Raw genomic sequence first — 11,936 nt, forward strand, 5'->3', positions numbered from 1 at the left:
CATGGAACAGATTCAATTCATATTCAATGAAATAGTGCGCATCGCCAACACGCCACTTTTCTCACTCGGGAAGACCGATGTTTCGGTGTGGACAATCGTCTATCTCGGCGTGGCACTCTTTCTGTTATTCTGGCTCACCGGGAAGCTGAACAAGCTGATCGTCTACCGCCTGCTCGCACGCAGCCGCATCGAGCTCGGCACACGGGCAGCCATGGGTTCGTTTATCCGCTACTTCGTCCTGACCATCGGCTTTATCATCCTGCTTCAAACTGCAGGCATCAACCTAAGCAGCATTACCGTTCTTCTCGGTGCTCTCGGTGTTGGTATCGGATTCGGTCTGCAGACCATTACGAACAACCTCATCAGCGGCCTCATAATCTTCATGGAGCGGCCCATCAAGGTCGGTGATCGCATCGAAGTATCAGACATTGCAGGGAACGTGACCAACATTTCCATGCGAGCCACGGAAATCGTCACCAACGACAACATCTCCATCATCGTACCGAACTCCGAGTTCATCTCTCAAACTGTCATCAACTGGAGTCATTCCGACAGCAAAATCCGCCTGAACTTCCCGATCGGCGTCACATACGCCGAGGAGGCATCGCGCGTGCGGGAAGTCCTGATCTCCATCGCTGAGAATCATGAGGGGGTGCTCGAGAATCCGGCACCCGATGTACTGATCTCGGAATTCGGGGAAAACGGGATCATTTACAATCTTCGCGTTTGGACACGGGAGTTCACTTCGCGTCCTGGCGTCATGCGCAGTCAGATGTATTTCGCCATCGACAAACGTTTTCGCGAGGAAGGCATCACTATCCCCTTCCCGCAGCGGGACATCCACATCAAGGACATGCCTCGCCGCAGCAGCGACAGGTCCCACGACCTGGATGGTGAGAGCGCATGAGGTCCTGCAGCTGCATAAAAAGTGCGGAAATCCGACTGCATTTTGCATCGGGCCCAAAAATCCTATCTTATATACTTATCAATACTTCAGCGAAACATTTCTGACAACGTGAGATGACCGGACTGATTGTAATCAAGTACGGCGGTAACGCCATGCGCGACGAAACTGTCACAACGCAGATCGTTCAACAGATCGCAGACCTCCATCGACAGGGCGCACGCGTTGTTGTGGTACACGGGGGCGGACCGTTCATCGCGGAAACGCTGGAACTCGCCGGCGTGGAATCCACTTTCGTTGGTGGTCACCGGGTCACCACAGGCGAAGCGCTCCGCTATGTCGAGATGGCCCTGAAAGGCCGCGTCAACGGAGACCTCGTGCAGCGCTTCAACAGCACCGGACTGCGCGCGGTCGGACTCTCCGGTAAAGACGGACGCATGGTGACCGCCACACGCCGCCTTCACCGGGAGGAGAAGGACGGAAAGCTCCATGAGCATGATCTCGGGCAGGTGGGCGATGTCGCCTCGGTCGACCCCGCCCTGCTGGAACTCCTGCTCGACCGCGGCTATCTGCCTGTCATGACCTGTATCGCATCAGACGAGCACGGCACCGACTACAACATCAATGCGGATATGTTCGCTGGACATATCGCAGCCGCGCTCAAAGCGGATCGCTACCTCGTGCTGACCGACGTCGATGGTGTCTACGAAGACATCCATCAGCCCGAATCCTTCATTCCGCGAATGACGCTGCAAGAGGTTGAAGCCGCCATGGGCGGTATCATTGTCGGCGGCATGATACCCAAGCTGGAATCCTGCCGCGTCGCCCTGCTGCATGGCGCGGCGGAAGCACGCATTATCAACGGCATGAAACCGGATCAGCTGCGGATGGCGGCAGCCGGCGAGGAATGTGGAACTCGTATCGTTCACCAGGGAAACAACAATGGCACTTGAAAAAACCAACGAAGCGCTGCACGGACTCGACCGGCAGTATCATCTTCAGACGTACAACAGAATACCGATTGCCTTTTCACACGGCAGCGGAGCACGACTCTGGGACGTGGAAGGCAAGGAGTATATTGACGCACTTGCCGGCATTGCCGTGAACAGTCTCGGGCACAGTCACCCACGCATCGTTGAAGCCGTGCGGGAGCAGGCAGGCAAACTGATGCATATCTCCAACTACTTTGTCAGCGAACCACAGGTGGAACTCGAGAAGCTGCTTGTGGAGGTTTCGGGAATGGACAGGGTGTTCTTCTCGAACAGTGGGACGGAGTCCATCGAAGGCGCGTTCAAAATCGCACGCAAGTATGCCCACGCACATGGACGTGGTGGCGGCATCATCGCCATGGAGCGTTCCTTTCACGGTCGTACACTCGCAGCCATCGCGACGGGCGGAGAACGCATGCAGCGGGGATTTGGTCCCATGCCCCCGGGTTTCACCCGCGTCCCGTTCAACGACCTCGCCGCAGCCGAGGCCGCAGTGCAGGCGGATACCGCCGCCATTGTCGTCGAGCCGATTCAGGGGGAAGGCGGCATCAATGTCGCCGAACGTGATTTCCTCGAGGGACTCCGGGCACTCTGCGACCGCAGCGGTGTGCTTCTCATTTTCGATGAAATTCAATGCGGAATCGCCCGCACAGGAAGTATGTTCGCGAAGGATGTGTTCGGCGTGCAGCCGGACATCATGACACTGGCGAAAGGACTTGGCGGCGGCATCCCCATCGGCGCCATCCTCTGCAGCGAGAAGGTCGCCGCGGCGATGGAATTCGGTGATCACGGCACGACTTTCGGTGGCAATCCGCTCGCAACGGCCACAGCGCTTGCAACCATGCGTACGCTGCTCGACGAGAACATCGCCGGTGTGGCAAAAGAAAACGGGGAATGGTTTCGCGATGAGCTGCTCAAGCTCAAAGAGAAACACGGAGTGATCCGTGAAGTACGCGGTATGGGGCTCATGCTCGGTGTGGAATTCAGCATGGCATCGAAACCCGTTATGCTGGAAATGCTCGCGCGTGGAGTTATTGCCAACGCGACGGCGGAGAACGTCCTTCGCCTGGTTCCCCCGCTCATCATCAGCAGGGACGAGCTGCGAACCATCATCGACACGCTTGATGCCGTCCTTTCCAGCATGGAGGGAAAAACATGAGCGAGGCCACACGCATACGCGTCGCCATCGTCGGCGCCACCGGGTACACGGGGTCTGAACTGCTGCGCATCCTTGTCCAGCATCCCTCCGTGGAAATTGTTGCGATCACATCCGAACGTCGCGCAGGGGACGCATTTTCGGATGTACACCCGCATTTCCAGGACATCCTCTCCCATACGCTGATTTCGGCTGATGAGCTGGCTGATCATAAACCCGACCTGGCCTTCCTTGCCCTTCCCCATGGCGTATCCATGGATTTTGTGGCACGTCATGCCGGCAGCGGCTTCCGCATGATCGATCTTTCCGGCGATTTCCGGCTGCACTCGGCACAGGCGTATGCGCAGTGGTACGGAAAGGAGCACGTGTATCCGCAAGGTATCGAGGAAGCAGTATTCGGTCTTCCCGAGCTGCACAGGGAGAAGATCACCGGGGCACAACTGGTGGCCAATCCCGGTTGTTATCCCACCTGCTCTATTCTCGGAACACTGCCGCTGCTTGAAGCCGGACTCATTGATCCGACGCAGATCATTGTCGATGCAAAATCCGGCACTACCGGTGCTGGCGTCACACCGAAGGAGACGACACACTATTCGAACGTCGCGGACAATTTCCGCGCGTACGGATTGAAGACGCATCGGCATACCGCAGAAATCGAGGAACAGCTCGTGGCGCGGGGAGCCACCGAAGCGTCGGTGCAGTTCACTCCCCACTTGCTGCCGGTAGACCGCGGTATACTCGCGACCATTTACACTACGCCCTCGAAAGAACTCTCGGAAAGTGACGTGCGCGAGGCATATGCAGAACGTTACGCAAACGAACCCTTTGTCCGCCTGCGCAGCACACCGCCCACGCTCAAGGAAGTGCGCGGTTCGAATTACTGCGATGTCTACGTCACCTATGATCAACGCACAAGGCGTATCATCGCGCTTTCCGCAATCGACAATCTCGTCAAAGGTGCCGCCGGACAGGCGGTACAGAACATGAACTGCATGTACGGACTGCCGGAGACCACCGGTCTTACGCAGGTTCCGATGCATCCCTGAACGATCGCGCAATAAGACGATCCATCATTCACCAACATGATAGATACACTCATGCTACGCAATCTGACGAACGTACGCGGCATCACCTGCTGGGGAGCACATATTGGTATCAAATCCATGCGCCGCGACCTGGCAATCATCCATTCCGAAGTACCCGCAGCGGCAGCCGCGACATTCACACGCAATAAGGTCACGGCCGAACCTGTGAAGGTGTCTCAGCGCAACATCGCGGATGGAATGGCCCAGGTCATCGTCTGCAACGCGGGAAATGCCAATGCCTGCACCGGCGAGCAGGGTCGTGAAGGCGCTGAGGCCATGGTGACCGCAGCGGCGGAGACACTGAATATCGATCCATCTCTCGTACTTGTTGCCTCAACCGGCATCATCGGCGAACCCTTCCCTACCAACGAAGTCGTCGAAGGTATACGCACCAACATGGAGAAGCTGTCGGACGACTCGAAAGCGGGGTCGTTTACGGCCAACGCCATCCTCACAACCGACACCTTTGCGAAAGAAGGGTTTGTCGATTTCGAACTTGACGGCATCACCATCAATCTCAGCGGTATCGCCAAGGGCTCGGGCATGATTCATCCCAATATGGGAACCATGCTGGCCTTCATCGTCACCGATATCTCGATTGACCCGCAAGTGCTGGACATCGCCGTACGCAGCTGCGTCGACGATACCTTCAATATGATCACGGTGGACGGCGACACATCGACCAACGACATGGTAGCCGTCATGGCGAATGGGATGGCAGGAAATGAGACGATCACTTCGACCGACAGCAGCAGCTATGCTCTGTTCTACGAACATCTGCATGAGCTGATGTCGCACCTTGCCAAGCTTATCGTTTCTGATGGGGAAGGCTGTTCGAAATATATCGAGTATCGCGTATCCGGCGTGCAGGACCGTGAAACCGCCCGTAAACTGGTGCGTGCAATCTCCAGTTCCATTCTCGTGAAAACGGCGATGACAGGACGTGACCCAAACTGGGGTCGCATTCTCGGTGCTGCGGGGAATGCAGGTGTCCCATTTGATCACAGCAAAGTCGACCTCGCACTCGGCTCTGAAGAAATCCAGGTTTCTGTACTCGAGGCTGGTCGTCCCGCCGAGTTCGACCGCAACAACATAAAACGTCTGCTTCGCGAATCCCATATCGTCGTCGACATGAACTGCAACGACGGCGACGCCGAAGCCGTGGGCTGGGGAACCGACCTGACGACGGACTACATCATATTCAACTCGGTGTATACCACCTGATCAGCAAGCGCACTCCTATTGAAAAACGTGCACATCAGGCAACGATGTGCACGTTTTTTTTTACGAACCGTCCTTCAGTTGCGCCAAGACCTGTCAGTCGGTCTCGACAATATTGTAAATCTCTCGCTGTCCGTCAGTGAGAAAGGGCAGGAATGATTTGTACCACTGCTGCCAGTCCTCGGTTGCGAAAAGGGTTTTCATTTCACTCTCATACGCAGCGAGGCTGTCAAATGTCAACTCCAGGACGAGTGTGTAATACGGACCTGCCGCGTCGGTGAGAACGCGAAACGGGAAGGTTTCACCCTTGCTGGCGAGATTGGATGCCATGTCCTGAAGCGAGGCAACAGCAGGCTTCATCTGGCCGAATTGTACACGGAAAACATCGCGAACGACGATCATTGTTTTATCCTTTCATTATGTATGTAATGGAAGCCTTCAGGCCTCTCTGATTTTTTGCTCACGGTTATATCCCAGCTCCCCTGAAGGCTGCAGTTTTTCCACCCAGATCTCTTCAAGCAATTTCAATTCATCGTCGATGTCGAAGCCGGGTTTGTCGGAGGGTTCGATTGTTTCGAGAATCTCGAAGACAAAAGCTTCCGATCCGAATTCCCTGAAGTCCTTCTGCATCTCAGTATTGCGGTGCGAGCCGATCTGCAGCATGAACCTGTGCTTGTTGAGGGGGCCCTCAATATTGAGGCTGCTGCCGAGCAGGAATCTCCCGTTCGCGGTATTCTTTATGATGAAGACCCCGGCGGTGTGTTTCCGCTCTTTGTATTCACGTATGATATCCTTGCGTGATTGCATGTTGATTGTATCCAGTCTTTCTGATTCAGGGAATAATCTGCAAAGTGCTTCCTCCGGTGACGGATACGCTGCCAAGCTGTGCATTCCCGGTGTAGTAAACGCGTGAACCGCCCGAGGCACTCACGTCGAGTCTTCCGCTGCAATTGATATACACAATGCTACCTGCATCGGCGGATACGCTCACATCCGTCATTGTAAAGTCGCGCAGATCCACCGTACTGCCAGCGGATGCGACGATGCTTCCCAGCAATCCGCTGCCCTCGAGCGTCAGATTGCTCCCCGCCGTCGCGAGACAGGAAATGTTTCCCGTCACGATATTTCCTTCAGCTGAAGAACCCGCAGTGAGTACGACGCTGAAAGGAAGCAGTGAAGAGAAGCCATCCTTCAGTGAGCAACGTGCTCCACTGGCCAGTGTCAGAGATTCGAGCGAAGGCATGCGCACGTCCGCACGCAGCTCCGTGAACTGCACATCGCTGTTGGGTTTAACCTTGAGGTTGAGCGTCGTACTGGAGCGGGAAACATCGACATAGTCGAGCAGATTGTCATCCGTAGTTACCGCAACAGAATAGAGGCTGTCCGGTGAGAGACTCACACGAAACCCTGTTTCTGCTGCAACGCTGTTGAAATCCGCGATGGTGTAAGGGATGGTCTGCTGCTGTCCACTACCATCGATCTGATCATCATCGCAGGCGTTTGCGACGAACACAATGGCAAGGAGCAGAAGAGGAAGTACAATCCTTTTCGTTTTCATGATGCCGTATTCCTGTGGCAAAGTTTGTCAGTGCGGTGTTCATTTTTACGGGGAGTCGCACTACAAGTTACACAGGAATTTGAAATATGCACATTCTGCATATTTGCGCGGTCAGTGAAGGACCTGCAATCGTCCCGTTACCATGGGACTGGAACTGCTGAACAGGCAATACAGGTAGGAACCGGAAGGCAAGGCCGAAGCATCGAGCGTATAGAGATTCCGCCCCGTTCTGACGTCATATTGCGCGACCTGGCGTCCTGCAGCATCCGTCACGACCAGTCTGCCGCTCTCTCCTGCGGGCAGATCAGTGCTGAGACGGATGAGATCGTGTGAAGGATTCGGCCAGGCCAGGATAGCCGGAGATTGGGGACCGGGAGCGTGGCAAATGATGATGGTTCTTGCATCGACCTGGGCTTCCGCAGCGTGAATCACCTGCCGCTTTTTTATATCCTCATCGTAATACGAGAGAAAAGCCACCACGGAGATGGCATCCTGCCGGCCGATGTTGCAATCATTCCAGACATCCATGAGCGAACCGGACCAGGAATACGTATACGTGACGCCGGTTTCTGGCGACGGAGGAACGATACCGGCCACTCCCCACGTCCCGGTCGGCACGGCACTGACCACGCGCCTGTGCACGAAGCCGAGAATGGGATTTCCTGCCTGGTAATAGGGGTGTCCCGCACTCCCGTCGTAGTAATTCTTCTGATCGAAACCACTTCCCGTTCCGATGACGCTGTCTTCCACAAGGAACATATTCACGCGGATATCCCCGGGTTCTGGTACCGTGCTGAACACAATATCGATGCTGCAGTTGAGCGTGGTGGTGGCTGCATTGTAAGAGGTCGTGATGTCGAGGCGCGCATACTGTTCATCCCCGAGCCGGGCCGTCACCACACTGTCCCACTTCGACCGCGTAGTTCCGATTTTCCCGTACTCCTCCAGATACGGCGCTACGTGTACCGGGTACACCCCTCTATCAATCAGTGCCGAAGGTGCGAAGTTTGTAAAGGCCGATGCAATCCCCTTGCTCTCCGGCGTCGTCATCGAATCCACTCCGAAACCGGCATGATGCGTCACCCAGATTACCGACGGATGATCATGCGCAATCTGCTCGGCAACGAGTCCGCCATCGGGACAGAACCCGCATACTGCAGTAGAAAATTCCTCGAGCAGAACCTGACGCTGTGTCTGTGCATGCAAAGGGAGAGTGCAGCAGATGACGGCAAGGATAACGATGCTGACAGATGGAGTTCGCATGGTGGGCCTCCGGAAATTTGGATGAGAGCTTCGGAGTGGAATATATGAATATTTACACGCGTGGGAAACGTCCCGCGTAAATGCGGCACCTGCGTCTGCCTTATCGGATGTCCTTGTCTTGCTTCGTTCTTTTTGTGATATTCTTCGTATCATAACCACGCATCAGCGCAGACATCGCAGCACATTCAGGGGTGACCAGATGGCCAAGTTCTTCGTCCTATCTATCCTGCTATTGATCGGCGTCGTGCACGCCCAGGAATCCGACAGCCTTCAGACATGGGAAATGAACACGGTGGAGATTTCCGCCCGGCGCATTGGCTTCGGACGCCTTGACGTTCCCATGCGCAAGGAGGCTGTCTCATCCATTCTTTCACAGAACGGCTTTTCGCTGGTCCGCCGCGGTGTGCCCTTTGCACAGGATATCGCCGTCGACGGTTTCAGGCGCGGAGACATCGTTGTGGTCGTGGACGAAGAGCGCTATCACAGCGCATGTCCCAATCGTATGGACTCCCCGCTCACTCGCGTCAATCCACTGGAACTTGCGAACGTGGTGCTGGATAAATCATCCATTCCCCCTGCGTCGGGACTCGCGGGCAGCGTGCAGTTCCGCAGGCGTCCCCCATCTGAAAACTTCCGTCTTCACACCTCCTTCGCCGGCAGTGCCGACGCCTTGCGCAGTATCGACGCGGCGGTCATGGCCGAAGGAGCACATCATGCTCTGTCCCTTCGGTATGCGACAGGCGATCCGTACAGAGACGGCGACGGAATGGATTTCGGTGATCGCTATGGATACCACACGCTCCCGGGACATATGCTGGCGGAAACCGGCCTGCGTGGCAGCGCGGGACATTGGAAATACGGCGGGAGCTTTGCCTATACCGAAAACGTGCTCTTCCCCTACCTGCTGATGGACGAAATCTACAACCGGGTGTGGAATGGCCACGTGCAGTGGAAGCAGTTTCGCTTCTATACCACGTATACAGATCACCTGATGACGAACGAACACCGCTATTCAGCCGTAAAGATGCGTACCGCGGCGCGAAATCTGACCGTCGGTGTCTCTGGCGATCATTTTGAAGTCTGGATGCGAAGGTGGGATGCGGATAATCGTTTCAACCAACCGGATTCGGTAGCAAATGCACAAATGGGCAAGACCGTACTCGGTGAAGAGCTCTCTGAATCCGCCAGCTCCTCTGGCGTGCTCGAAGGACCACTGATCCTGACGAATCATCTGATGCCGGAAGTGTACCAATATTACGGTGCTGCGAGTAGCGGGATGACCTGTGGGGCGTGGCACATTTCGCTGCGAGGTGGACTCACGCATCTGCGCATCGGGGATGATAGCCGCCTGGCGTTTTATCGCGAGGTTTTCGCCGATGCGGAGAACGGAAGGAATTTCCCCCTGGTTGCCGCAACATTACAGTGGCGCAGGCGTGACGGACTGCAGAGCGGTTACGGTTTTCAAGTTGAAGTTGCCACTGAAAGTCCCCAGGCGGAAGAGCTCTATGTCACCGTACGCAAACCCGGTGACAAACCGGCATGGATCGGGAATCCCACGCTCGCCCAGCCTGTGCGTGGTACACTGCGCGGTAGTGCTCGCTGGCACGCACTGCAGGCGGAGGCGTTCTGCAGCAGCGTTGCAAATTACGTGCAGCCGGCAAAGCGCAGCGGAAGCCAGGGAATGTATCAGACATTTGAAAACGTGGATGCATTACTCGTCGGTGTCACCATGCGGTATGAACGCAAACTGCTGACGGCCGACGTCGCATGGACCTGGGGACAGCATTTGAATAATTCCAATCCGCTGTCGGAAATTCCTCCCCTGCGTGCCCAGCTCCAACTCAGATCACCGGAATGGCAGCGCGTCCTGCTGCATGCCGGCATTGTTACCCAGGCGGCTCAGTATCGCATCGACCCAACCCTGGGAGAGGATGGTACCCCCGGATGGCTGCGCGTGGACGCGGGACTGCGCTGGAACGGCAGTATGCTGCGCGCTGATCTGACAGTCGAAAACCTTTTCGACAACAACTACCGCCAGCATCTCTCCTACCTCCGCAATCCCTTCGCCGCTGGCAACCAGGTCTGGGAACCCGGCCGCGTCGTTCGCCTTCAGCTGCACGCGGTATTGGAGTAGGGGATCACGGGATATGTATCGTGGATCTGGCGTACCACGTCCCACCCATTCTTGATTGAAACGAATATTCAGTGAGCCCGATTCCCAGCCGCATGGTCATGCGGGCGCGCGAAGGACCATCGTCCCAGTACACAGAATACTCATCCAGGTCCTGATCGGCAAAGCGATAGACCGTGAGGTGACTTGTGAAGTCGTCAAAGACCCAGCCACTCAGACGATGCATCTCAGCCGGATACTCAATCACGGTCTGGAAATTCCACGGTTCGGTACCAGCCCCCGTACGGAACGTGTATTCAATACGATCTTCGATCTGTTCGATGCGCTCGAGGGTTCCAGTAACAGTATCACGGCTAATCTCTCCCTGATCGTCGTCCATAAACTCATATGTCCATTTCTCCCCCAGCTCGAACGAGACAATTGGACGTGTATCGTCGAGCACAGTGTACGGTCCCAGAGTATCAGCGAATAGCCGGGAGCCTCGCCATCCCTTCATCGCATAATAACACTCTTGTCCTGGTGGAAGCGGGAACAGCTTCGTACTATTGTCATATCTTTCATTCGCGAACGCGTTCTGCTTTACCGCCTTCCATGTTATTCCTCCGTCCGTTGACCAGAAATGTTCCGCCAAGGGACCGGCGGGATGCGAAGCAGCACCGTGCACAATTGTTCCCCTCTTGATAATTGATCCTGGCGGCGGGCCCGTGAGACGGAAGTCAACAATGGTGTAAACTGGCGAATACGTCCATGTAGTATCACTCTCGGGACGAATACGAAATCTGCGCTGAGGGTTATAATCCAGATACTGCGCGTCCGTGGCATCGATAAGATCACTTGGATGGAACTCTTTGTTTGAGACATCGAACCACTTCGACCGCTCCCATTCGCGCCCGACAATCTGTTGCTGCACATACACACCATGCACCTCCTCCACATGGTCTGGGAGGATATTCCAGCGCAGCACATCACGGTGATAAATCAATGTGTCCAAGGAGGTGGGAAGAAAAGCAACCGTCCCGGGTGCATCATCAGTAGTGATATGGATCTGTGCCGAGGTGGTGGAGATAGAACCTGCCATATTTCGAAAACGCAGGTAGAAATCGCTTTCGGGAATTTCAGTTGCAAGAATATTCACGCAGAATTCCCCGATGACAATGTTTCGAAGGTATTGCCAGTCGCCCTCCGGAAGGGGACTGTATTCCATCACAAAGACTTCGGTTCGGTCAAGATCGGTGGTACGCCAGCACACATGCAGTGTATCCCCCTCACGAAGCACGCTCGCCTCGGTATAGGTTGTGAACCAGAGCAATTTCAGTTCGTAGACTGATATCCGAGCGGAGAACGCCACTTTCTCCATTCCTGGCGTGCGGATGCGCAATGAAAAGTCGACCTTGTTGATAGCTCGTACGGGAATGTTGAGGCAACCACTTGTGCATGGCACGGATTGGAGAAATTTCCATGTACGTGAAGCAGGTTCTGGAGCCATGTATTCGATAATCAGGGAATCAGCCTCGAGTTCTCCCATCACCTCCCAGCAGTAATGTAGTGTGTCGTTGATTGAAACTTCAATTCGTTCGTTCAAGGTTAGCGAAATAAGCCCAGCCTGCTCCGATTCGGGTTCGGGTTTCG

11 protein-coding genes are annotated in these 11,936 nt (G+C 55.4%); 6 read left to right on the forward strand and 5 right to left on the reverse strand.

Going from position 1 to position 11,936, the window contains the following annotated elements:
• Position 1 precedes the first annotated feature (1 nt).
• The 5 genes from KQI65_09995 (at position 2) to argJ (ending at position 5,358) form a co-directional block, all read left to right on the forward strand.
• On the forward strand, positions 2-907 hold the full coding sequence (locus tag KQI65_09995; GenBank protein ID MCB2205069.1) for a mechanosensitive ion channel: 906 nt from the start codon (positions 2-4) through the stop codon (positions 905-907).
• Positions 908-1,020: 113 nt separating this feature from the next.
• Positions 1,021-1,857, forward strand: coding sequence for an acetylglutamate kinase (argB, locus tag KQI65_10000; protein ID MCB2205070.1), 837 nt, complete (start codon positions 1,021-1,023; stop codon positions 1,855-1,857).
• Positions 1,847-3,052, forward strand: coding sequence for an aspartate aminotransferase family protein (locus tag KQI65_10005; GenBank protein MCB2205071.1), 1,206 nt, complete (start codon positions 1,847-1,849; stop codon positions 3,050-3,052). The genes argB and KQI65_10005 overlap by 11 nt, the downstream gene beginning before the upstream one ends.
• Positions 3,049-4,095 carry an N-acetyl-gamma-glutamyl-phosphate reductase gene (gene argC, locus KQI65_10010; GenBank protein MCB2205072.1) on the forward strand — a complete coding sequence of 349 codons (1,047 nt, stop codon included), beginning with the start codon at positions 3,049-3,051 and terminating at the stop codon, positions 4,093-4,095. Before KQI65_10005 ends, argC begins: the two co-directional genes overlap by 4 nt.
• Positions 4,096-4,146: 51 nt before the next feature.
• Positions 4,147-5,358: a bifunctional glutamate N-acetyltransferase/amino-acid acetyltransferase ArgJ gene (argJ, locus tag KQI65_10015; GenBank protein MCB2205073.1), complete on the forward strand. Its 1,212-nt coding sequence runs from the start codon at positions 4,147-4,149 to the stop codon at positions 5,356-5,358.
• A 93-nt stretch (positions 5,359-5,451) separates the two neighbouring features.
• On the opposite strand, the gene KQI65_10020 is transcribed toward argJ, so the two are convergent.
• The 4 genes from KQI65_10020 to KQI65_10035 form a co-directional block, all read right to left on the reverse strand.
• Positions 5,452-5,757 carry a hypothetical protein gene (locus KQI65_10020; protein ID MCB2205074.1) on the reverse strand — a complete coding sequence of 102 codons (306 nt, stop codon included), beginning with the start codon at positions 5,755-5,757 and terminating at the stop codon, positions 5,452-5,454.
• A gap of 36 nt (positions 5,758-5,793) precedes the next feature.
• Positions 5,794-6,162, reverse strand: coding sequence for a GIY-YIG nuclease family protein (locus KQI65_10025; GenBank protein ID MCB2205075.1), 369 nt, complete (start codon positions 6,160-6,162; stop codon positions 5,794-5,796).
• A 25-nt stretch (positions 6,163-6,187) separates the two neighbouring features.
• Positions 6,188-6,913, reverse strand: coding sequence for a DUF2807 domain-containing protein (locus KQI65_10030; protein ID MCB2205076.1), 726 nt, complete (start codon positions 6,911-6,913; stop codon positions 6,188-6,190).
• A 111-nt stretch (positions 6,914-7,024) separates the two neighbouring features.
• Positions 7,025-8,176 carry a hypothetical protein gene (locus KQI65_10035; protein MCB2205077.1) on the reverse strand — a complete coding sequence of 384 codons (1,152 nt, stop codon included), beginning with the start codon at positions 8,174-8,176 and terminating at the stop codon, positions 7,025-7,027.
• A gap of 199 nt (positions 8,177-8,375) precedes the next feature.
• Between KQI65_10035 and KQI65_10040 the strand changes: the two genes are divergently transcribed.
• On the forward strand, positions 8,376-10,310 hold the full coding sequence (locus KQI65_10040; protein MCB2205078.1) for a TonB-dependent receptor: 1,935 nt from the start codon (positions 8,376-8,378) through the stop codon (positions 10,308-10,310).
• A 4-nt stretch (positions 10,311-10,314) separates the two neighbouring features.
• On the opposite strand, the gene KQI65_10045 is transcribed toward KQI65_10040, so the two are convergent.
• Entirely contained in the window at positions 10,315-11,442 is a 1,128-nt protein-coding gene (locus KQI65_10045; protein ID MCB2205079.1) for a hypothetical protein, read from the reverse strand.
• Positions 11,443-11,936 lie beyond the last annotated feature (494 nt).

This window comes from bacterium (assembly GCA_020444325.1).
GTDB lineage: Bacteria > Bacteroidota > Ignavibacteria > SZUA-365 > SZUA-365 > BM516.

What these genes read in the sequence shown, in the direction of transcription:
- KQI65_09995 (MCB2205069.1), top strand. Translation starts at nt 2, where the DNA reads ATGGAACAGATTCAATTCATATTCAATGAAATAGTGCGCATCGCCAAC.
- argB (MCB2205070.1), top strand. Translation starts at nt 1,021, where the DNA reads ATGACCGGACTGATTGTAATCAAGTACGGCGGTAACGCCATGCGCGAC.
- KQI65_10005 (MCB2205071.1), top strand. Translation starts at nt 1,847, where the DNA reads ATGGCACTTGAAAAAACCAACGAAGCGCTGCACGGACTCGACCGGCAG.
- argC (MCB2205072.1), top strand. Translation starts at nt 3,049, where the DNA reads ATGAGCGAGGCCACACGCATACGCGTCGCCATCGTCGGCGCCACCGGG.
- argJ (MCB2205073.1), top strand. Translation starts at nt 4,147, where the DNA reads ATGCTACGCAATCTGACGAACGTACGCGGCATCACCTGCTGGGGAGCA.
- KQI65_10020 (MCB2205074.1), bottom strand. Translation starts at nt 5,757, where the DNA reads ATGATCGTCGTTCGCGATGTTTTCCGTGTACAATTCGGCCAGATGAAG.
- KQI65_10025 (MCB2205075.1), bottom strand. Translation starts at nt 6,162, where the DNA reads ATGCAATCACGCAAGGATATCATACGTGAATACAAAGAGCGGAAACAC.
- KQI65_10030 (MCB2205076.1), bottom strand. Translation starts at nt 6,913, where the DNA reads ATGAAAACGAAAAGGATTGTACTTCCTCTTCTGCTCCTTGCCATTGTG.
- KQI65_10035 (MCB2205077.1), bottom strand. Translation starts at nt 8,176, where the DNA reads ATGCGAACTCCATCTGTCAGCATCGTTATCCTTGCCGTCATCTGCTGC.
- KQI65_10040 (MCB2205078.1), top strand. Translation starts at nt 8,376, where the DNA reads ATGGCCAAGTTCTTCGTCCTATCTATCCTGCTATTGATCGGCGTCGTG.